A 21,079-nucleotide genomic window follows, 5' to 3' on the forward strand; every position below is an offset into this window, starting at 1 on the left:
TTGTGAGCACCCAACCCGGATACCCCGTCCCCGCCGTCACCGTCACCGCCACGCTGCCCGCCGCCGAGGACGCCGTGCTGATCGTGCCGGTCGTCTCGGCCGGCGACGAGTCTGAACCCGGCGCCGTGGTCGCGGCCACCGAGCCTGCGCTGCCCGCCGAGGCGGTCGCCGAGATCGAGGCCGGGCTGCGCGCGTTGGGTGCCAAGGGCGGCAGCGAGCAGGTGAATCGACTGGTGGTCACGTCGCTGCCGGTGGCCAGTGTGCTGACGGTCGGGCTGGGCAAGGCCCGCGACGCCTGGCCCGCCGAGCTGATCCGGCGCGCCGCGGGCACCGCGGCGCGCTCGCTGAACGGCACGGCGGCGGTGATCAGCACCCTGGCCGGGTTGCCCGGCGAGCCCGAGCAGGATCTGGTGGCCGCCACCGTCGAGGGGCTGCTGCTGGGCGGCTACCGCTTCACCGCGTTCCGCACCGACAAGACCGCCCCGAAAGATCCGGGCCTGCAGAGCGTCACCGTGGTCTGTGCCGCAGCCGACGCCGAGGCCCGCGCGACACACGGGGCCGATGTCGCCGCCGCGGTCGCCACCGCGCGGGATTTCGTCAACACCCCACCGAGTCACCTGTTCCCGGCGGAATTCGCCGAGCGGGCCCGGGCGCTGGGCGAATCCGCCGGCCTGGAGGTCGAGGTGCTCGACGAGCACGAACTGGCCGACGCCGGATACGGCGGGGTGATCGGTGTCGGCAAGGGGTCGGCGCGCCCGCCTCGACTGGTGCGGCTGACCCACCGGCCCGCGGGGGCGGCGTCGCCGAAGAAGGTGGCGCTGGTGGGCAAGGGCATCACCTTCGACACCGGCGGCATCTCGATCAAACCGGCCGCCTCGATGCACCACATGACCTCCGACATGGGTGGGGCCGCGGCGGTGATCGCGACCATGGTGCTGGCCGCGCGGCGCCGGCTGCCGATCGAGGTGATCGCCACCGTGCCGATGGCCGAGAACATGCCGTCGGCCACCGCGCAGCGCCCCGGCGACGTGCTGACCCAGTACGGCGGCACCACCGTCGAGGTGCTCAACACCGACGCCGAGGGCCGGCTGATCCTGGCCGACGCGATCGTGCGGGCCTGTGAGGACAACCCGGACTATCTGATCGAGACCTCCACGCTGACCGGTGCTCAGACCGTGGCGCTGGGTGCGCGCACCCCCGGGGTGATGGGCTCGGACGAGTTCCGCGACCGGGTGGCGGCGATCTCGCAAGCCGTCGGCGAGAACGGCTGGCCGATGCCGCTGCCCGACGAGCTCAAAGAAGACCTGAAGTCGACGGTGGCCGATCTGGCCAATGTCAGCGGGCAGCGCTTCGCCGGAATGCTGGTGGCCGGGGTGTTCCTGCGGGAGTTCGTGGCCGACGGCGTGGCCTGGGCCCACATCGATGTCGCCGGCCCGGCCTACAACACCGCCGGCGCCTGGGGCTACACCGGCAAGGGCGGCACCGGCGTGCCGACCCGGACCATGTTCGCGGTGCTGGAGGACATCGCCGCGAACGGATAACGCCCTTGGGCCGTCAGGCGTTGGTCTGCGCGCACTCGGTGTCGCGGGCGGGGCGGTACGGGCTTTCCACGCCTTGTTGGAAAGACAGCGCCGCACTTTGAGCCAGCATCAACACGGCGAAGAGGACGACCCAGAGCCAGGCTTCGGTCGGGTCGAGGTGAGACGCCACATCGGTTTTCGGCAGCGCCACCATGGCACGAATGATCGCCGCGATGATGACGACGGTGCTGAAGTACGGAAATGCCGTCCGAATGCGTCCGGCCATCGGCCCGATCGGCGAGTCACTACGCCGTCGTCCCCGTCCGAGGAACCAGCCGAGCGCGCAGGCGACCGCGACGGCGGCCGTGATCGGCAGCGAAAGTCGGTTGGCGTCGTCCCACAGCGGCTGCAACGGCCGATGCGCCTGCAGGTCACCGAGCGAGAGCGCCAGGTCGGTCAGCGTCGCTTGCACGAAGAACACCGCAATCGGCGGGACCAGAACCGCCACGATGAACACGCAGTGTCTGATCAGGGTGCCGGTAGATCCCGACACGAACTGCACGATCGCATACAGCAGGATGTAGAGCGCGGCCACAAACGATATGCCGCCCAACAGTTCTGCCGACGTGGCACGCCCGCTGGCCACCGCACAGCCCTGTTCACCGGAGAGCAGGCTGTATTGCACCGCGGCCAGAAACAGCCCGAGAAATGCGTTCATCAGCGCAACCCCGGTGAGGGTCTCGTGCTCGACCTCGCGCGGGTCGGGAGAATGCCCATCACTACGACGCCGATACGCACGATCGAGCACCAAGTTGATGACGACGAACGCGAAACCGGCCAGCAAACCGGCGAGTTGCGCGTAGTTGCGCGACACGATCGATATGTCGAAGCCGGTCCAGAGCTCACAAGCCTGGGCGATCTGCTCAGCGGGCACAGCGAGATAGTAGTGACGCGGCCGCGTCGGCAGCGCTGCTTTGGCGCACGGCATTGCGCGCGCTACCACGCCGCGCCACCAGCCGCCCGACCCCACCTCGATGTGTGCCGGCGACACCGCAATGACAGGATGGTTTTCGACAGTCCACCTGGGCACCGCCCCGGCCTCACCACAGACGTGGTATTCAGGGACGACGTGCAGCGACCGACCGATCGAGGAGTCAACAGCGATGGCGTTCTCAGTCCAGATGCCAGCACTCGGTGAGAGCGTCACCGAGGGAACCGTGACCCGCTGGCTCAAGAAGGAGGGCGACACCGTCGAGGCCGACGAGCCACTGCTGGAGGTCTCCACCGACAAGGTCGACACCGAGATCCCGGCGCCGGTCTCCGGCGTGCTGACGAAGATCATCGCCGAAGAGGACGCCACCGTCGAGGTCGGCGGCGAGTTGGCGTTGATCGGCGACGCCAGCGAAGGCACCGGGAGCGCCGGGGGGCAAGCCCAGCCGCCGGCTGCCGCAGAGCCCGCGCCCGCGGCGCCCGAGCCCGCGGCGGCCCCCGAGCCGGCGGCGGCCCCTGAGCCCGCGTCCGAGCCGGAGCCGGGGGCAGCACCGGCCGGTGGCGGCACCCCGGTGCTGATGCCGGAGCTGGGCGAGTCGGTCACCGAGGGCACCGTGACGCGCTGGCTCAAGCAGGTGGGCGACTCGGTCGAGGTCGACGAACCGCTGGTGGAGGTCTCCACCGACAAGGTCGACACCGAGATCCCGTCTCCGGTGGCCGGCACCCTGCTGTCGATCACCGCCGAGGAGGACGCCACGGTCGAGGTCGGTGGTGAGCTGGCGAAGATCGGTTCGGCGTCCGAGGCCGCCCCGAAGGCTGCACCGGCACCGGCACCCGCTCCCGCACCCGCACCCGAGCCGGCACCCGCGCCCAAGCCTGCACCGGAGCCCGCACCCGCGCCGCAGGCCCGTCCCGAGCCCCAGCCCGCGCCCGCCGCAGCGCAGCCGTCCCGCGAAGCACCGGCGCAGCCCTCCCCCAGCTCGGAGGTCACGCCCTATGTCACCCCGCTGGTGCGCAAGCTCGCCGCCGACCACAACGTCGATCTGAGTCAGGTCAGCGGCACCGGGGTCGGCGGGCGGATCCGCAAGCAGGACGTGCTGGCCTTCGCGGAGAAGCAGGCCGACCAGCAGAAGGCACCGGCCGCCGAGCGCACGTCTGCGCCGGCACCCGCGGCCGCGCCGGCCCCGGCGCCGGCCTCGGCGTTGGCGCACCTGCGCGGCACCACCGCCAAGGCCAGTCGGATCCGGCAGATCACTGCCAAGAAGACCCGCGAATCCTTGCAAGCCACCGCCCAGCTCACCCAGACTCACGAGGTCGACATGACCAAGATCGTGGCGCTGCGGGCCAGGGCCAAGGCCGACTTCGCCGAACGCGAAGGCGTCAACCTGACCTACCTGCCGTTCATCGCCCGCGCGGTGATCGACGCGCTCAAGGCGCACCCGAACGTCAACGCCAGCTACAACGAGGACGCCGGTGAGATCACCTACTACGACGCCGAGCACCTGGGTTTCGCGGTCGACACCGAGCAGGGGTTGCTGTCCCCGGTGATCCACAACGCCGGCGACCTGTCGCTGGCGGGCTTGGCCCGGGCGATCGCCGACATCGCCGCCCGGGCGCGGTCGGGGGGCCTCAAACCGGACGAGCTGTCCGGGGGCACCTTCACGATCACCAACATCGGCAGCCAGGGCGCGCTGTTCGACACCCCGATTTTGGTGCCGCCGCAGGCCGCCATGCTGGGCACCGGCGCCATCGTCAAGCGGCCGCGGGTCGTCGTCGACGAGGCCGGCAACGAGTCGGTCGGGGTACGGTCGGTCTGCTATCTGCCGCTGACCTACGACCACCGTCTCATCGATGGTGCCGACGCCGGAAGGTTCGTGACCACGATCAAGAACCGACTCGAAGAAGGCGCGTTCGAGGCGGAGCTGGGCCTGTAGCGACGTTAGGGGCTTTGGGAAGGGCTGCAAGAGGTTTCAGCTGTGGGCAATCCCATCGTCGCGGTCGCCGGGTCGTCCGGGCTGATCGGCTCGGCTCTGGTGTCGGCCCTGCGTGCCGCCGACCATCGAGTGCTGCGGATCGTGCGCCGGGCACCGGCCAACACCTCCGAGCTGCGCTGGGATCCCGAGGCCGGTGACATCGACGCGGCCGCCCTGGCCGGAGTCGACGCGGTGGTCAATCTGTGCGGCATCGGCATCAGTGATCGCCGCTGGTCCGGTGCCTTCAAGCAACTGCTGCGCGACAGCCGGATCACCCCGACCGAGGTGCTGTCGACGGCGGTGGCCGAGGCCGGGGTGCCGGTGCTGATCAACGCCAGCGCCGTCGGCTTCTATGGCGATACCGGCGCCCGCACGGTCGACGAATCCGCGCCGGCCGGCGCTGGCTTTCTGGCCCGGCTCGCCCAGGACTGGGAGGCCGCCACCGCCCCCGCCCGAGACGCCGGCGCCCGGGTGGTGTTGGCCCGCACCGGCTTGGTGCTGGCCCCCTCGGGCGGGCTGCTGGGCCGGCTGCGTCCGTTGTTCTCGCTGGGGCTGGGCAGCCGGCTGGGCAACGGCCGCCAGTACATGTCCTGGATCAGCCTCGACGATGAGGTCCGGGCCCTGCGATTCGCGATGGCCGAGTCGGCGATCGCCGGCCCGGTCAACCTGACCGGACCGGCCCCGGTCACCAACGCCGAGTTCACCGCCGCGCTCGGCCGGGTGCTGAACCGGCCGACACCGCTGCTGCTGCCCGGATTCGCCGCCCGGATCGCCTTCGGTGAACTCGCCGATGAAGGCCTGCTCGCCGGTCAACGCGCCATTCCGGCCGCCTTGGAGCAGGCCGGCTTCCAGTTCCGGCACAACACCATCGGCGAGGCGCTCGGCTACGCCACCGCCGGCCCCACCCTGGTTTAGCTCCCCCGCCGCCGTACCCCGTGCACCCGGTCCGGCGGCCGGTAGCGAGCCGGGTAGCCTGCGAGCATGAGGTCCATCCGCTCCAGCACCGCGCCGCTCGACGTGCGCCAGCTCGGCACCGTCGACTACGGCACGGCCTGGCAGCTGCAGCGTGACCTGGCTGACGCCAGAGTGGCCGGCGGCCGGGACACGCTGCTGCTGTTGGAGCATCCGCCGGTCTACACCGCCGGGCGGCGCACCGAGCCGCATGAACGCCCGCTGGACGGCACCCCGGTGGTCGACGTCGACCGGGGCGGCAAGATCACCTGGCACGGCCCCGGCCAGCTGGTCGGCTACCCGATCATCGGACTGACCGAACCGATGGACGTGGTGAACTACGTTCGCCGGCTTGAAGAATCACTTATCGAGGTGTGTAACACCTTGGGTCTCAGCACGATTCGTGTCGAAGGACGGTCCGGGGTGTGGCTACCGGCCGACGGCGCCCGTCCTGCCCGCAAGATTGCCGCCGTCGGCGTGCGGGTGGCCCGCGGAACGACCCTGCACGGGTTCGCGCTCAATTGTGATTGTGACCTCAGCGCGTTCGCCGCGATCGTGCCGTGCGGGATCACCGACGCGGGCGTGACGTCGCTGTCGGCGGAGTTGGGCTTTGTGACCAGCGTCGAGGATGTCCGGCGCGCGGTCGGCAGTGCCGTCGTCGACGCGCTCGACGGCGTGCTGCCGGTGCGCGAACACGTCGCGTCGCGCGTAACATCGACCCGGTGAGCGCCGTCGGAGAAGGTCGTAGGTTACGTCGTGCTGAGGCACGCAACGCCGAGACACCGATCGAGCGCAAACCCTCGTGGATCAAAACCCGCGCCCGGATGGGGCCCAATTTCACCGAGCTGAAGGTCTTGGTGAAGCAGGAGAAGCTGCACACGGTGTGCGAGGAGGCGGGCTGCCCCAACATCTACGAGTGTTGGGAGGACCGGGAGGCCACCTTCCTGATCGGCGGCGAGGTCTGCACCCGCAACTGTTCGTTCTGCCTGATCAAATCGGGTAAGCCTCCCGAGCTGGACCGCGACGAGCCGCGCCGGGTCGCCGAGAGCGTGCAATCGATGGGCCTGCGCTATTCCACGGTCACCGGCGTCGCCCGCGACGATCTGCCCGATCAGGGCTCTTGGCTCTACGCCGAGACGGTGCGCGCCATCAAGGCGCTCAACCCGTCAACGGGTGTCGAACTGCTGATCCCCGACTTCGGCGGTCGGCCCGAGTTGCTGGGCGAAGTGTTCGAATCGCGCCCGGAAGTGCTGGCCCACAACGTCGAAACGGTGCCACGCATCTTCCGCTTGATCCGGCCGGGGTTCAGCTACGAGCGCAGCTTGAGCGTGTTGACCCAGGCCCGCGATGCCGGGCTGGTCGCCAAGAGCAACCTCATCCTGGGGATGGGTGAGACCCCCGACGAGATCCGCGCGGCGCTGGCCGCGATCTACGACGCCGGCGCCGAGCTGGTCACCATCACCCAGTACCTGCGCCCCACCGAACGCCACCACCCGATCGACCGGTGGGTAAAGCCGGAGGAGTTCGTCGAGCACGCCCGCTACGCCGAACAGCTCGGGTTCGCCGGCGTGATGTCGGGGCCGCTGGTGCGCTCGTCGTATCGGGCCGGCCGGCTCTACCAGCAGGCCATGGCTCGTCGCGCCGAGCTCAACGGGACCGCGGCCCACGGCTGACGGTGAGCGCCGCTGCGTATCCTTGGTAGCTATGCCCAGACCGCGCACCACCGCCGAGAACAAGGCTGCCCGGGCGGCGGCCAAAGCCACCCGCAAGGCCGCCAGCAAGGAGCGCCGCACCCAGCTGTGGCAGGCCTTCCAGCTTCAGCGCAAAGAGGACAAGCGGCTGCTGCCGTACATGGTCGGCGCCTTCGTGCTGGTCGCCGGCGTGACCACCGCGCTGGCCCTCAACGGCGGCACGTTCGCCAAGGTGACGACGATTCCGCTCGGCCTGCTGCTGGGTGCGCTGGTGGCATTCGTGATCTTCGGTCGCCGCGCCCAGCGGTCGGTGTACCGCAAGGCCGAGGGGCAGGCTGGTGCGGCGGCGTGGGCGCTGGACAATCTGCGCGGCAAGTGGCGGGTCACCCCCGGGGTGGCCGCCACCGGCCAACTCGACGCCGTGCACCGCGTGATCGGACGGCCGGGCATCATCTTCGTCGCGGAAGGCTCGGCCTCCCGGCTCAAACCGCTGCTGGCCCAAGAGAAGAAGCGCACCGCGCGGCTGGTCGGTGACGTCCCCATCTACGACGTGGTGGTGGGCCCGGGCGACGGCGAGGTTCCGCTGGCCAAGCTGGAGCGTTTCCTGACCAAGCTCCCGGCCAATATCTCGACCAAGCAGATGGATTCGCTGGAGTCGCGGCTGACCGCGCTGGGCTCGCGCACCGGCACCGCGGCCATGCCGAAGGGCCCGCTGCCCGGTGGGGCGAAGCTGCGCGGCGTCCAGCGCGCCGTGCGCCGGCGCTGACGGTGGTCGCAAGCGGCGCGGAGCCGGGCGAAGCTTGCCACCGCCGCAACGCTTAGCGGCTGCGCACCACCGCGGTGGCGGTCGCCCGGTCCTGCAGGCCGCGGCCGTCGGCGTCGATGAATAGCGCCGGGACCACCAGCGCGATCAGCAGCCCGCGTACCACCGCCCGCACGATTCCGACTCCCGGCCCGCCACCGTCCACCGGTATCACCCGCAGCCCGCAGACGTACTGGCCCGGCGTGAAGCCGAACAGCCGCAGCGCAGCGATCCCGAGCACCAGCCAGATGACCAACACCGCGGTCGGCAGCAGCTCCCGGGTCACCACGCCCATCGCCAGGCCCAGCCCGGCAATCCCGTAGGCCACCAGCCAGTCGACGGCCAGCGCCAGCACCCGACGCCCCGTCGCCGCCAGCGAGCCAGGACCGGTGGGCGGCAAACCCAGGGCCTGCCCCGGGGCGCCGTCGGGAGGCTGCGGTCCGGCCGACTCCGGCCCGGACAGCCACGATGAGAAGGTGCGGCTCATGGCCCCTACGATAAGCGGGTCGGAACCCGACCCGGCTTCGCCGGGTCCTGCCGCCGTTGCGTAACGTCAGCAGCGGCAACCCCAGCGCCCGACCGGGGCTACCAGCGGAGGAGAACACTTCTGTGACCGACAAGACGGCCGACGACATTCTCAAACTCGTCGCCGATGAGAACGTGGAGTACATCGACATCCAGTTCTGCGACTTGCCGGGCATGATGCAGCATCTGACGATTCCCGCGTCCACCCTCGACTCGAGCGTGTTCGAGGACGGGTTGGCCTTCGACGGTTCCTCGATCCGCGGCTTCCAGTCCATCCACGAGTCCGACATGATGCTGCTGCCGGACTTCTCCACCGCGCAGATCGACCCGTTCCGGGCGGCCAAGACGCTGAACCTGAACTTCTTCGTGCACGACCCGTTCACCCGCGAGCCCTACTCGCGCGACCCACGCAACGTCGCCCGCAAAGCGGAGAACTACCTGGCCAGCACTGGGATCGCCGACACCGCCTACTTCGGCGCCGAAGCCGAGTTCTACATCTTCGACTCGGTGGCCTTCGACTCACAGATGAACAGCACCTTCTATGAGGTCGACTCCGATTCGGGCTGGTGGAACACCGGCTCACCGACCGAGATCGGCGGCGGCGTCAACCGCGGCTACAAGACCCGCCCGAAAGGCGGCTACTTCCCGGTGGCGCCCAACGACCACTACGTCGACCTGCGCGACGCCATGACCACCAACCTCGCCAACGCCGGCTTGACCCTGGAGCGTGGTCACCACGAGTGCGGCTCCGGCGGGCAGGCCGAGATCAACTACCGGTTCAACACGCTGTTGCACGCCGCCGATGACCTGATGCTGTTCAAATACATCATCAAGAACACCGCCTGGGCGCACGGCAAGACCGTCACCTTCATGCCCAAACCGCTCTTCGGTGACAACGGCTCGGGCATGCACGTGCACCTGTCGCTGTGGAAGAACGGTGATCCGCTGTTCTACGACGAGGCCGGCTACGCCGGATTGTCGGACGTCGCCCGGTACTGCATCGGCGGCATCCTGCATCACGCCCCGTCGCTGCTGGCGTTCACCAACCCCACCATCAACTCCTATAAACGGTTGGTGCCGCACTACGAGGCGCCGATCAACCTGGTCTACAGCCAGCGCAACCGCTCGGCATGCGTGCGCATCCCGATCACCGGCACCAACCCCAAGGCCAAGCGGCTGGAGTTCCGCTGCCCGGACTCCTCGGGCAACCCGTATTTGGCCTTCGCGGCGATGCTGATGGCCTGCATCGACGGCATCAAGAACAAGATCGAGCCGGCTCCCCCGGTCGACAAAGACCTCTACGAACTGCCGCCGGACGAGGCCGCCGACATCCCGCAGGCCCCGACCACGCTGGCCGAGGTGATGGACAATCTGGAAGCCGACCACGAATACCTCACCGAGGGCGGGGTTTTCACCCCGGATCTGATCGAGAACTGGATCCGCTACAAGCGCGACCACGAGATCACCCCGATCAACCTGCGCCCGCACCCGTATGAGTTCGCGCTGTACTACGACTGCTGAGTGAACCCGAGCGTCACGCCCGCGCCACGCCGCAACCCGGCGAACACAGGATTATGTCGTAGTACGATCAAATCGTGCATGCGTCGACAGTCCGGTGGCGGCGCGCCATCGGCACCGCACTACTAATCGTGGCGCTGGCCTGCGCTCCGGGAGCACACGCCGATCCGGAACCGCCCCCGGGGGCGCCGGTCCCCACCGCCGAGCAGGTGGCGGCCATCCTGAACCAGCTCACCGACCCGAACGTCGCCGACACCGATAAGGCCAAACTGGTCGATGGCGGGCTTTCGCCGGATGAGCTGGGCCAGAACGATCAGGGGCTCGCCAAACTGGTCCGGCACCACGCCCTGCCGTTCACCTTCACCGTCACCGACATCCGGCCGGCGATCAACGACCTGGCCGGTGTCACCGCGGCCCTCACCGGACCGCGGGAGCCGTTCCCGGTGATCCGGCCGCTGGTCCTGGTCGACCACGACGGCACCTGGCAGCTCACCCACGACAGCTATGAGCCGACATTCGCCAACATGGTCCGGCACGTCATCCACCGGGTCGGACCGCATCCCGGTGCCGGCGGGAACGTAGCCGTCTTCGGCTGGTGACCCGTTCTCCCCAGTTGGGGGTTCATCCACAGCTCGGCCCTCGGGTGTGCTCCGGTTCGCTGTGGTTGTCGGGGCGGGTTTTTAGCGTCGGTGTATGGCATCAGTACTGAGTGCGGCAGCGGCGCAGGAGCAGATCTGTGCGGCGCTGGATGCCATCGACACCGCCCATCAGCTGTTGCGCGAGACACCCTCGGACCTGGTCGGTAACGACTTTCGGATCGAGATCGCCGACCGGTTGGAGACCCAGGACCGCACCAACCGCGGCCTGATGTACCGGATCTTCGGTGAGCTGGCCGACCCACCCGATGGCCAGGGCTCGATCGCGCAGGTGCGGGCGGCACTGTGGAAGCGGTTGCGCATCACCCCGCGCGAGATCACCCGCCGCTGCCGGCTGGCCACCCGCATCCGGCCACGCCGGTCGCTGACCGGCGCCGAGATCCCCGCCGAGCTGCCGCAGCTGGCCGCGGCGATCGAAGCCGGGCTGGTCGGGGAAGACCACATCCGGGCCATCTGCCAAGCCGTCGACGTGCTGCCGTCCTCGATAGCCCCCGATGAGATCGCCAAGGCCGAAGCCGCCCTGGTCGAGCACGCCACCCAGGCGGATGCGGGCGTCGTCAGCAAACTCGGCCAACGCATCGCCGACCACCTCAACCCCGACGGGCTGTTCAGCGACGAAGACCGGGCACGGCGCCGTGGCCTGATGCTGGGCCGCCAAGGCCCCGACGGCATGTCCACCCTGTCCGGGCTATTGGATCCACAGGCCCGCGCCTACTTCGAGGCGATCACCGCCGCAGTCCGACCCGGACGCCACCGACCCGAGGGATCAAACACCACCGGCCGCGATGACCGCACCGATGCCCAACGCCGCCACGACGCCTTCACACTCGCCATGGCCACCGCCCTCTCCGCCAACAAACTGGGCACCCACCGGGGCCACCCGGTCACCGTCGTGGTCACCACCACCCTGGCCGAACTCAACCAAGCCGCCCACGCAGTCACCGATCCCTGCATCCCCATGCCCTCGCCCGCTTACACCGGCGGCGGCTCCCGACTGCCTATGCGCGACCTGATCCACATGGCCGGCCAGGCGATCCACTACCTCGCGGTCTTCGACGACCACACCCAACGCCCGCTCTACCTCGGCCGGCAAAAACGCGTCGCCACCACCGACCAACGCCTCATCTGCTACGCCCGCGACCGCGGCTGCACCCACCCCAACTGCCTAGAACCGGGCTATCACTGCGAAGTCCACCACGCCCGGCCCTGGGCCCACGGCGGACGCACCAACGCCGACGAACTGTTCTTCGCCTGCGGACCCCACCACACCGACGCCACCGAGGGCCGCCAACACACCACCATCACCCAAACCGGCCGCCTCGGCTGGACCGACGGCACCAGCCCACCACAAACCAACCACGCCCACCACCCCGAAGAACTCCTCCACAGCAACCCCGACCCACCCAAGAACGACGCCGCATGAGCGCTGCGTTAGCTGTGCGACTCAGTCCAGTCCGTCACGCGCCCAGGCCGGCATGATGAACACGCCTTCGGCTTCCACCGTGATTCCGGCTGCATCGGAAATATGGCCGCGCGCATACGTTTTGATGCGTTCCCGGCGGTATACCGAGGCTTCTGCTCGCAGCGGGCCCAGCGGGGTGCCGCGCAAGTACTTCACCGTGATGGTGCCGGTGAACAGCGGCTTGGTCAGTCCGTCGCTGGCCGCCTCACCGAGCAGATGGTCGAGTACCAGGGCACTGACGCCGCCGTGGACCAGCGAGGGCGGGCCCTCATAGGCCGCGCCGAGGTGAAAGTCGCTCCAGCAGTGGCCGTTCTCGCCGTGGTGGATCACCAGCGGCGGGGCGATCGGATTGCGCAACCCGATCACCGCGTTGCCCCACGCCAGCGGCCGCCCGTTGACGACGTAACGCATGCCCGGTGAATCACTGAGGATCCCGGCACGCAGCCGCCCGGTCATCTGGCGGACCGCAGTGGTCACCTCTCGGATCGTGGTGTCGTCGGCTTCGGTGCGGATGGTGGCGTCGATCAGCTCACGTACCGCCTGCGCCAGCGGCCCATACCGTTGCGAGAGCAGCGCGCTCTCGTCGGCGCTGATCGTGGGCACGTCCGAGCCCGCTCCGAAATCCACCACAGATGTTCTCCTCTAATCTCCGAATACCTTGCGCACCACAGCCTTTGCGCGCCGCGTCACCCGCAGGTAGTTGTCCAGGAACTCGCCGCCGTCACCGCCGGGCCAACCGGCGGCCACCGCGACCGCGTTGAGCGCGCGCCCGGCCCCGGGCAGCTGGTCGGTGGGTTTGCCGCGCACCAGGACCAGCGCGTTGCGGGCGCGGGTCGCGGTCAGCCAGGCCTGGCGGAGGCGGTCCACGTCGTCTTCCTCGAGCAGTCCGGCGGCGGCGATGGCGTCCAGGGTCTCCAGGGTCGAGGTGTTGTGCAGCGCCGGAAACCGGTGCGCGTGGCGCAGCTGCAGCAGCTGCACCGTCCACTCGACGTCGGCCAGCCCGCCCCGGCCCAGCTTGGTGTGGGTGTTGGGGTCTGCGCCGCGCGGCAGCCGTTCGGCGTCGACGCGTGCCTTGACCCGGCGGATCTCCCGCACCGCGTCGGCGGACACCCCGCCGGCCGGATACCGGGTCTCATCGACCATCAGCAGAAACCGTCGGCCCAGGTCCGCATCACCGGCGACCCAGTGCGCCCGCAGCAGCGCCTGAATCTCCCAGGGCTGGGCCCACTGGGCGTAGTAGGCCGCATAGGAGGCCAGGGTGCGCACCGGCGGGCCGGTGCGGCCCTCCGGTCGCAGGTTGATGTCGACCTGCAGCGGGGGGTCGGCGCTGGCGGTGCCCAGCAGCGCGCGGACCTGTTCGGCGATCGACGTCGCCCAGCGCACCGCGTCGGCGTCGCTGACGCCCTCGGTGGGCTCGCAGACGAACATGACGTCGGCGTCCGAGCCGTAACCGAGTTCGCGCCCGCCGAGCCGGCCCATCCCGATGACGGCGATGCGCGCCGGGGCCGCCTGGCCGTCATCATCGGGCAGGTTGACCCGGATGATCGCGTCCAGACTGGCCTGCAGCACCGCCACCCACACCGCGGTCAGTGCCGTGCAGACGTCCCGGATTTCGAGCATGCCGAGCAGGTCCGCTGAGGCGATCCGGGCCAGTTCGAAACGGCGCAGGCTGCGGGCGGCTGCGATGGCGCGCACCGGGTCGGCGTAGCGGGCCGCCGACGCGATCAGCGCCCGCGCCACCGCGTCCGGCTCGGAGTCGAGCAGTTTCGGCCCGGACGGACCGTCGCCATAGGCCTGGATGACGTCGGGCGCCCGCATCAACAGCTCCGGGATGTAGGCCGAGGTGCCCAGCACCCGCATCAGCCGCTTGGCGACGGCGCTGCTGTCGCGCAACGTGCTCAGGTACCAGCGGTGGGCGGCCATCGCCTCGCTGAGCCGGCGGTAGGCCAGCAGGCCGGCGTCGGGGTTGGGCGTGTCCGACAGCCAGTACAACAGCTTGGGCAGCAGCACGGTCTGCACCCGGCCGCGGCGGCCGCTCTGGTTGGTCAGCGCCGCCAGATGCGTCAGGGCGTTCTGCGGCGCCTCGTAGCCGAGTGCGGCCAGCTGGCGTTCGGCGGCGCCGGGCGTCAGGCCGCCGGCCAGCTCCAGTCCGGCAGGGCCGACCGCCTCCAGCAGCGGCTGATAGAACAGCTTGGCGTGTAGCCGCGACACCCGCAGGTTCTGGGCCTTGAGCTCCTCGCGCAGCACCCCCAACGCATCGTGGCGTCCGTCCGGGCGGACGTGGGCGGCGCGGGCCAGCCAGCGCAACGCCTCGTCGTCGTCGGGAGGTGGCAGCATGTGGGTGCGCTTGAGGCGCTGCAGCTGCAGCCGGTGTTCGAGCAGCCGGAGGAACTCATACGACGCGGTCAGAGTCGCTGAATCCTCGCGGCCGATGTAGCCGCCGGCGCCGAGCGCGGCCAGGGCATCGACGGTGGAGGCCACGTGCAAGGACTCATCGCTGCGGCCGTGTACCAACTGCAAAAGCTGCACGGCGAACTCCACGTCGCGCAGTCCCCCGGCGCCGAGCTTGATCTCGCGGGCCCGGATCTCGGCGGGCACCAACTGCGCCACCCGCCGGCGCATCGCCTGCACGTCGGCGACGAAATCCTCCCGCTCGCAGGCGGTCCAGACCATCGGCAGCAGTGCGTCGACGTAGGCTCGGCCCAGTTCGGCGTCACCGGCGGCGGGGCGCGCCTTGAGCAGCGCCTGGAACTCCCAGGTCTTGGCCCACCGCTGGTAGTAGGCGACGTGCGATTCCAACGTCCGCACCAGCGCGCCGTGGCGGCCCTCCGGCCGCAGATTGGCGTCCACCTCGAAGAACGCCTCGCCGGCCACCCGCATCAGCTCGCCGGCGATCCGGCTGCTCACCGCGTCGGCCTCCTCGGCGACGAAGATGACGTCGACATCGCTGACGTAATTGAGTTCCCGCGCACCGCATTTGCCCATCGCGATCACGGCCAGGCGCGGCGCAGGATCGGTGCCGCAGACCAGCCTCTCGGCCACCCGCAGCGCCGCTGCCAGCGCGGCGTCGGCCAGATCGGCCAGATGCGCGCCGACGGTCACGAACGGCAGTTCCGGCAGGATCTCGACGGTCGGGGCCAGATCCAGCGCCGCCAGCACCAGGATCCGGTCGCGGTACAGCGCCCGCAGCCGCTCGACGTAGCCGCCGTCTGCCGTCTCGGCGACGCAGTCCAAGAACATGGCGCGCAGCGCATCTGCCGAGGGCAGGGCCAGCCCATAGTCGTCGTCCGTACTGGCCAGCAGCTTCCAGGACTGCGGATGGGTGATGAGGTGATCGCCCAGGGCCAACGAGGATCCCAGTACCCCGAACAGCCGCCCGCGCAGGCCGCGATCGGCCATCAGCGCCGCGCTCAGTTCCGCCCAGTCGATTCCCGGCGCCTCCGACAGCCTTACCAGGGTGCGCAGCGCGGCGTCGGCGTCGGGTGCTCGCGACAGCGCCCACAGCACATCGACATGCGGCTGGGTGTAGGAGCTGTACCAGCCCAGCTGGGTCAGGTCCGCCGCGGCGTACCGGTCGACCAAGCCCAACCGCCCGACGCTGGGCAGCTTGCGGCGCTGCGCTCCGGGGTAGGCCACCAGGCGTCCGGGCTAGAGCGCCAGGTAGTTCTGCAGCTCGTAGGGGGTGACGTGGCTGCGGTAGTTCGCCCACTCCTGGCGCTTGTTACGCAGGAAGAAGTCGAAAACCTGCTCCCCCAACGCTTCTGCGACCAGCTCGGAGTTCTCCATCTCGGAAAGCGCGCGCTCCAAGGTGCCGGGCAGTTCGCGGTAGCCCATCGCCCGGCGTTCCTCGGGCGTCAACGCCCACACGTTGTCCTCGGCCTCCGGGCCGAGTTCGTAGCCCTTCTCCACGCCGCGCAGGCCGGCGGCCAGCAGCACGGCGAAGGTCAGATAGGGGTTGCACGCCGAGTCCGGGCTGCGCACCTCGACACGCCGCGACGACGTCTTGTGCGGGCTGTACATCGGTACCCGCACCAGCGCCGAGCGGTTGGACGCGCCCCAGGACGCCGCCGTGGGTGCCTCCCCGCCGTGGATCAGCCGCTTGTAGGAGTTGACCCACTGGTTGGTGACGGCACTGATCTCGTTGGCGTGCTCCAGGATTCCGGCGATGAACGACTTGGCGGTGTTGGACAGCTGCAAGGGGTCGTCGGGACTGTGGAAGGCGTTGACCTCCCCCTCGAACAGGCTCATGTGGGTGTGCATGGCCGAACCGGCGTACTCCCGGAATGGCTTGGGCATGAACGACGCCCGCACCCCCTCTTTGAGCGCGATCTCCTTGATCAGGTAGCGGAAGGTCATCACGTTGTCGGCCATCGACAGCGCGTCGGCGTAACGCAGGTCGATCTCCTGCTGGCCCGGAGCGTTCTCGTGGTGGCTGTACTCCACCGAGATGCCCATGGTTTCCAGCGCGTCGATCGCGTGCCGGCGGAAGTTGGCCGCCGAGCCGTGGATCGCCTGGTCGAAATAGCCGGCGTCGTCGGCCGGCACCGGCGTGGAACCGTCGTAGGGGCCGGGCTGCAGCAGGAAGAACTCGATCTCGGGATGCACATAGCAGGCGAAGCCCAGTTCTCCGGCCTTGGCCAGTTGCCGGCGCAGCACGTGCCGCGACGACGCCCAGGCCGGGGAACCATCCGGCATGGTGATGTCGCAGAACATCCGTGCCGAGTACTGCCGGCCGTTATCCGACGTCCACGGCAGCAGCTGGAACGTCGACGGGTCGGGGTGGGCGACCATGTCCGATTCGAAGACCCGGGCGAAGCCCTCGATCGCCGAACCGTCGAAGCCCACGCCCTCCTCGAAGGCGCCCTCGAGCTCAGCCGGTGCGATCGCGACCGACTTCAGGTATCCGAGAACGTCGGTGAACCAGAGCCGGACGAAACGGATGTCGCGTTCCTCCAGCGTGCGGAGCACAAACTCCTTCTGACGGTCCATACCGCGAAGCGTAGCAGCGCTCAGCACTTCGCATCGGTTGGCGGCAACGTGCCGTCGACCAGGTAACGCGTGGCGTAGCCGTCGACGCATTCGTTGCCCTGGAACACCACCGTGTGCTGGGTTCCGTTGAACGTCAGCAGGCCCCCGCGCAGCTGCTTGGCCAGGTCCACGCCGGCCTGATAGGGGGTGGCCGGGTCGCGGGTGGTGGACACCACCATCGTCGGCGGCAGGTCCGGTACCGAGATGGTGTGCGGCTCGGTGGTCGGCGGCACCGGCCAGAACGCACAGGTGCCCAGCGGCGCGTCGCCGGTGAACTTTCCGTAGCTCATGAACGGCGCCAGCTCGCGCGAGCGGCGGTCTTCCTCGATCACCTTGGCGCGGTCGGTGACCGGGGGCTGGTCGACGCAGTTCACCGCCACCCGGGCGTCGGTGGCGTTGGTGTAGTGGCCGTTGGCATCGCGGCGCATGTACAGGTCGGCCAGCCCGAGCATGATGTCGCCGCGTCCGTCGGCCAGGTCCGACAGCCCATCGGTGAGGTGCGTCCAGAACGTCGGCGAGTACAGCGCCATGATGGTGCCGACGATCGCGTCGCTGTAGCTGAGCCCGCGCGGATCCTTGGTCTTGGCGCGCTTGTCCACCAGCGGGTCCACCAGACTGTGGTAGACGTCGACGGCCTTGGCCGGGTCGGTTCCCAACGGGCACTCCGGTTCCTTGGCGCAGTCCGCCGCGAAGTCGTCGAACGCCCCCTGGAAGGCCTGCGCCTGGCGCAGGTCCTCCTCGATCGGGTCGGCGTTCGGGTCCACGGCGCCGTCGAGGATCATCGCGCGGACGTTCTGCGGGTAGGCCTCGGCGTAAGCCGCGCCGATTCGAGTGCCGTAGGAGTAGCCCAGGTAGGTCAGCTTCTCGTCGCCCAGCCCGGCCCGGATCGCGTCGAGGTCGCGCGCGACGTTGACGGTGCCGACATTGGCCAAAAACTCTTCGCCGGTCTTTTCCAGGCAGCGCGCGACGTAGTCCTTGGTCTCGTTCTCGATACGCTCCACACCCGCCGGGCTGTAGTCGACTTGGTTGAGGGCCCGCAGCCGGTCGTTCTCCTTGTCGGAGTTGCACCAGACCGCCGGCCGGCTCGACGCCACCCCGCGCGGGTCGAACCCGACCAGATCGAAGCGCTCGCGGACCTTGCGCGGGAGCGTGGAAACCAGGCCCACCGCGGTTTCGATCCCGGACTCCCCCGGCCCGCCCGGGTTGATCACCAGGGAACCGATCTTGTCCTTGGTGGCCGGGAAGCGGATCATGGCCAACCGCGCGATGTCGCCCTGCAGTTTGGAGTAGTCGACCGGCACCGCGATGAAGCCGCACTGCGCGTCGTCGGGCACCTTGATGTTGGTGTCGGCGGTGAATCGACACTTGTCCCAGGAGACCGGCTGGCCGAGCCGTGGCGCGGCCAGCACCGCATGGCCCGGCGTCATCCGGGTGCAGCTGCCGACCGTGAGGGCCACCACCGCGATCGCGAGGCAGGTCAGGGCGGTACGCGCGATCCTGTCGCGGCGGGTCGGCGGGGTCATGACACCACATGCTGCCATGCACCGCTGGGCGCAGTCCGACACCGGGGCGCTCAGCGCGTGGCGTCGAGCAGTTCGTTCATCGCGAGGGTGAAGTCGTCAGCAAGTTCCCACAGGTTCGGCAGCAGTTCGGGGCAGCTGACCAAACCGACGTTGAGGTGGCCGTTCAACGACATCACGGTCACGTTCAGCCCTGACCCGTGGAAGATCGGCCCCAGCGGGTACATCGCGGTGATCTCGCAGCCCAGGAAGTACAGCGGCACCTGCGGGCCCGGGACGTTGGAGATGACCAGGTTGTGCACCGGGCGGGCCGAGGTGAGCCGGGTCTTGGCGTAAAGGCGCATGGCGACACCGAACACCGCTGGCGCGGCGAACTGCGACCAGTCCTGCAGCAGGGTCGCCCCGATCGCCGAACTGTGCTGCTTGGCCACCGCGTTGGCCTCGGAAATCGCCTTGAGCCGCTCTGCGGGGTCGGCGATCTGCGTTTCCAGGCGGGAGAACATGCCGGAGACCTGGTTGCGGCCCGGGCGGTCGGACCTGCCGTGCACCGACACCGGCACCATGGCCACCAGCGACGACTCCGGCAGCTTGCCGCGGTCGCCCAGAAACCTCCGCAACCCGCCTGACACCAGGGCCATCACCACGTCGTTGACCTTGACGCAGAAATGGTCCTTGACCTTCTTGATGTCGTCCAGATCCAGTTGGGCGTAGGCGATGTTGCGGTGGGCGCTGACACTGGCGTTGAACGCGGTCTGCGGCGCGGCGAACGGCGCCGCCATCGTCTCGCCGGTACGCACCCGCTGCACCGTCTTGGCCACTGATGACACGGTGCGCGGCAACACATTGACCAGATTGAGTGGCCGGCTCACGAATCGGACCAGCCCGCCCGCCACGATCGCCAGCCCACTGGCATCGCCGGGACCCTCGACCGGCTCTGGACGCGGGGAGTCGATCTCGGTGCTGCACATCTGCGACAGCATGTTCGCGCCGGTGACCCCGTCGACGCCGGCGTGGTGCATCTTCATCAGCACCGCAATGCGGCCGTCGGCTCTGCCGTCCAGGCCCTCGATGACCCACGACTCCCACAGCGGCCGGGTGCGGTCCAGCGGCAGCGACACGAGGTGCCCGGCGATTTCGGACAGCTCCACCCGCCCGCCCGGCGGCGGCAACCCGATGCGGTGCACGTGGCGGTTGATGTGAAAATCGCGGTCCTCCACCCAGACCGGGTGGTCGAGATTGAGGGGGTTGTCGGCGAGCTTCTCCCGGAACTGCGGCATCGCGGTGATGCGCTGCGCAAGTTCGTCGCGGAGCCGCTCGAAGCGGTAGCCGCCCGGCATGGTGGCCGTGTCAAGCTCCAGAATCGAGCAGACGTGCAACGGCTGTTGCGGAGTCTCCAAGTACAGGAAACTGGCGTCGAGCCCGCTGAGCCACTGCATGCCGCTGATCGTAGGCCGGTGCGATGCAACTGTGAGGAAATCCACTCCACCTGCTGGTTCAGCTGTGCGGGCGCAGGTGGCACACTGGCTGCTGTCAGACGACCCGGGGACCCGGCTAGGGCTTCGAGGATCGACCCGACCACTTCAAGGGACAACGATGTCTGAGCACATTTATGGCTCTTCGCCCGAACCTGCCCGCATTGCTCCGAAGACCCGCGTTCATCATCTGCAGCAGATGAAGGCCGAGGGCCGCAAATGGGGGATGCTCACGGTCTACGACTACTCCTCCGCCCGGATCTTCGACGACGCCGGCATCCCGGTGCTGCTGGTCGGCGACTCGGCGGCCAATGTGGTCTACGGCTACGACACCACGGTGGCGATCACGATCGATGAGCTGCTCCCGCTGGTGCGCGCGGTGGTGCGCGGCGCCCCGCATGCGCTGGTGGTCGCCGACCTGCCGTTCGGCTCGTACGAGGGCGGCCCGGCGGCGGCGCTGGCCACCGCCACCCGGTTCATGAAGGAAGGCGGCGCGCACGCGGTCAAGCTCGAAGGCGGTGAGCGGGTGGCCGACCAGATCGCGACGCTGACCGCGGCCGGGATCCCGGTGATGGCCCACATCGGCTTCACCCCGCAGAGCGTGAACACGCTGGGCGGTTACCGGGTGCAGGGCCGTGGTGACGCCGCCGAGCAGACCATTCATGATGCGATCGCGGTGGCCGAAGCCGGAGCGTTCGCGGTGGTGATGGAGATGGTGCCGGCCGAGCTGGCCACCCAGATCACCGGCAAGCTGACCATTCCCACCGTCGGGATCGGCGCCGGCCCCAACTGCGACGCCCAGGTGCTGGTGTGGCAGGACATGGCGGGGATGACCACCGGTAAAACCGCCCGATTCGTCAAGCGCTTCGGCGAGGTGGGCGCTGAATTGCACCGCGCGGCAACGCAATACGCCGAAGAGGTCGCGGCCGGAACCTTCCCCGCCGAGGAGCACTGCTTCTAGAACGACTGCT

Annotated in this window: 17 protein-coding genes; 10 read left to right on the forward strand and 7 right to left on the reverse strand. The window is 69.2% G+C overall.

The window, feature by feature from the left end; translation table 11 throughout:
- Positions 1-2 precede the first annotated feature (2 nt).
- Entirely contained in the window at positions 3-1,541 is a 1,539-nt protein-coding gene (locus tag AC5Y4Q_RS13900; protein ID WP_499959350.1) for a leucyl aminopeptidase, read from the forward strand.
- A 13-nt stretch (positions 1,542-1,554) separates the two neighbouring features.
- Here the strand turns inward: AC5Y4Q_RS13900 and AC5Y4Q_RS13905 are convergent, their stop codons facing one another.
- Positions 1,555-2,727 (reverse strand): hypothetical protein, encoded by a 1,173-nt coding sequence (locus tag AC5Y4Q_RS13905; protein WP_234786435.1) that lies wholly within the window; start codon positions 2,725-2,727, stop codon positions 1,555-1,557.
- Between AC5Y4Q_RS13905 and sucB the strand changes: the two genes are divergently transcribed.
- From sucB to AC5Y4Q_RS13930, 5 genes are all read left to right on the forward strand, one after another.
- Positions 2,684-4,444: a 2-oxoglutarate dehydrogenase, E2 component, dihydrolipoamide succinyltransferase gene (gene sucB / locus AC5Y4Q_RS13910; protein WP_064920741.1), complete on the forward strand. Its 1,761-nt coding sequence runs from the start codon at positions 2,684-2,686 to the stop codon at positions 4,442-4,444. The two genes, AC5Y4Q_RS13905 and sucB, sit on opposite strands and share 44 nt — an antisense overlap.
- A gap of 42 nt (positions 4,445-4,486) precedes the next feature.
- Positions 4,487-5,398: a TIGR01777 family oxidoreductase gene (locus AC5Y4Q_RS13915; RefSeq protein ID WP_064920742.1), complete on the forward strand. Its 912-nt coding sequence runs from the start codon at positions 4,487-4,489 to the stop codon at positions 5,396-5,398.
- Between the two features lie 66 nt (positions 5,399-5,464).
- Positions 5,465-6,160, forward strand: a complete 696-nt coding sequence (gene lipB / locus AC5Y4Q_RS13920; RefSeq protein WP_499959353.1) for a lipoyl(octanoyl) transferase LipB — start codon at positions 5,465-5,467, stop codon at positions 6,158-6,160.
- On the forward strand, positions 6,157-7,107 hold the full coding sequence (locus tag AC5Y4Q_RS13925; RefSeq protein ID WP_064920744.1) for a lipoyl synthase: 951 nt from the start codon (positions 6,157-6,159) through the stop codon (positions 7,105-7,107). The genes lipB and AC5Y4Q_RS13925 overlap by 4 nt, the downstream gene beginning before the upstream one ends.
- 31 nt (positions 7,108-7,138) lie before the next feature.
- A complete protein-coding gene (locus tag AC5Y4Q_RS13930) occupies positions 7,139-7,891 on the forward strand; it encodes a DUF4191 domain-containing protein (RefSeq protein WP_499959355.1) in 753 nt (250 codons plus the stop codon).
- Positions 7,892-7,943: 52 nt separating this feature from the next.
- Here AC5Y4Q_RS13930 and AC5Y4Q_RS13935 read toward each other — a convergent pair whose 3' ends face one another.
- Positions 7,944-8,414, reverse strand: a complete 471-nt coding sequence (locus AC5Y4Q_RS13935; protein ID WP_064920746.1) for an RDD family protein — start codon at positions 8,412-8,414, stop codon at positions 7,944-7,946.
- 122 nt (positions 8,415-8,536) lie between these two features.
- On the opposite strand from AC5Y4Q_RS13935, the gene glnA (AC5Y4Q_RS13940) reads away from it, so the two are divergent.
- The 3 genes from glnA (AC5Y4Q_RS13940) to AC5Y4Q_RS13950 all read left to right on the forward strand — a co-directional run bounded on the left by glnA (AC5Y4Q_RS13940) (position 8,537) and on the right by AC5Y4Q_RS13950 (position 12,049).
- Positions 8,537-9,973: a type I glutamate--ammonia ligase gene (gene glnA, locus AC5Y4Q_RS13940; protein WP_064920747.1), complete on the forward strand. Its 1,437-nt coding sequence runs from the start codon at positions 8,537-8,539 to the stop codon at positions 9,971-9,973.
- Positions 9,974-10,047: 74 nt separating this feature from the next.
- Positions 10,048-10,569, forward strand: a complete 522-nt coding sequence (locus AC5Y4Q_RS13945; RefSeq protein WP_499959358.1) for an MTB12 C-terminal domain-containing protein — start codon at positions 10,048-10,050, stop codon at positions 10,567-10,569.
- Positions 10,570-10,663: 94 nt separating this feature from the next.
- Positions 10,664-12,049, forward strand: coding sequence for an HNH endonuclease signature motif containing protein (locus AC5Y4Q_RS13950; protein ID WP_499959360.1), 1,386 nt, complete (start codon positions 10,664-10,666; stop codon positions 12,047-12,049).
- A 21-nt stretch (positions 12,050-12,070) separates the two neighbouring features.
- On the opposite strand, the gene AC5Y4Q_RS13955 is transcribed toward AC5Y4Q_RS13950, so the two are convergent.
- Genes AC5Y4Q_RS13955 through AC5Y4Q_RS13975 form a run of 5 tightly spaced genes read right to left on the reverse strand, consistent with a single transcriptional unit; the run spans position 12,071 to position 20,072 of the window.
- On the reverse strand, positions 12,071-12,715 hold the full coding sequence (locus tag AC5Y4Q_RS13955) for a PaaI family thioesterase (protein ID WP_082952515.1): 645 nt from the start codon (positions 12,713-12,715) through the stop codon (positions 12,071-12,073).
- A gap of 15 nt (positions 12,716-12,730) precedes the next feature.
- Positions 12,731-15,724 carry a bifunctional [glutamine synthetase] adenylyltransferase/[glutamine synthetase]-adenylyl-L-tyrosine phosphorylase gene (locus tag AC5Y4Q_RS13960; RefSeq protein ID WP_064920751.1) on the reverse strand — a complete coding sequence of 998 codons (2,994 nt, stop codon included), beginning with the start codon at positions 15,722-15,724 and terminating at the stop codon, positions 12,731-12,733.
- A gap of 12 nt (positions 15,725-15,736) precedes the next feature.
- Positions 15,737-17,077: a type I glutamate--ammonia ligase gene (gene glnA, locus AC5Y4Q_RS13965; protein WP_064920752.1), complete on the reverse strand. Its 1,341-nt coding sequence runs from the start codon at positions 17,075-17,077 to the stop codon at positions 15,737-15,739.
- A gap of 20 nt (positions 17,078-17,097) precedes the next feature.
- Entirely contained in the window at positions 17,098-18,639 is a 1,542-nt protein-coding gene (locus AC5Y4Q_RS13970; RefSeq protein WP_064920753.1) for an alpha/beta hydrolase, read from the reverse strand.
- 50 nt (positions 18,640-18,689) lie between these two features.
- On the reverse strand, positions 18,690-20,072 hold the full coding sequence (locus AC5Y4Q_RS13975) for a WS/DGAT/MGAT family O-acyltransferase (RefSeq protein ID WP_064920754.1): 1,383 nt from the start codon (positions 20,070-20,072) through the stop codon (positions 18,690-18,692).
- Positions 20,073-20,229: 157 nt separating this feature from the next.
- Here AC5Y4Q_RS13975 and panB point away from each other — a divergent pair, with 157 nt between their 5' ends.
- A complete protein-coding gene (gene panB, locus AC5Y4Q_RS13980) occupies positions 20,230-21,069 on the forward strand; it encodes a 3-methyl-2-oxobutanoate hydroxymethyltransferase (protein WP_064920755.1) in 840 nt (279 codons plus the stop codon).
- Positions 21,070-21,079: the final 10 nt, after the last annotated feature.

The organism is Mycobacterium sp. NGS16 (assembly GCF_059813225.1).

What these genes read in the sequence shown, in the direction of transcription:
- sucB (WP_064920741.1), top strand. Translation starts at nt 2,684, where the DNA reads ATGGCGTTCTCAGTCCAGATGCCAGCACTCGGTGAGAGCGTCACCGAG.
- lipB (WP_499959353.1), top strand. Translation starts at nt 5,465, where the DNA reads ATGAGGTCCATCCGCTCCAGCACCGCGCCGCTCGACGTGCGCCAGCTC.
- AC5Y4Q_RS13930 (WP_499959355.1), top strand. Translation starts at nt 7,139, where the DNA reads ATGCCCAGACCGCGCACCACCGCCGAGAACAAGGCTGCCCGGGCGGCG.
- AC5Y4Q_RS13935 (WP_064920746.1), bottom strand. Translation starts at nt 8,414, where the DNA reads ATGAGCCGCACCTTCTCATCGTGGCTGTCCGGGCCGGAGTCGGCCGGA.
- AC5Y4Q_RS13950 (WP_499959360.1), top strand. Translation starts at nt 10,664, where the DNA reads ATGGCATCAGTACTGAGTGCGGCAGCGGCGCAGGAGCAGATCTGTGCG.
- glnA (WP_064920752.1), bottom strand. Translation starts at nt 17,077, where the DNA reads ATGGACCGTCAGAAGGAGTTTGTGCTCCGCACGCTGGAGGAACGCGAC.
- AC5Y4Q_RS13970 (WP_064920753.1), bottom strand. Translation starts at nt 18,639, where the DNA reads ATGACCCCGCCGACCCGCCGCGACAGGATCGCGCGTACCGCCCTGACC.
- AC5Y4Q_RS13975 (WP_064920754.1), bottom strand. Translation starts at nt 20,072, where the DNA reads ATGCAGTGGCTCAGCGGGCTCGACGCCAGTTTCCTGTACTTGGAGACT.
- panB (WP_064920755.1), top strand. Translation starts at nt 20,230, where the DNA reads ATGTCTGAGCACATTTATGGCTCTTCGCCCGAACCTGCCCGCATTGCT.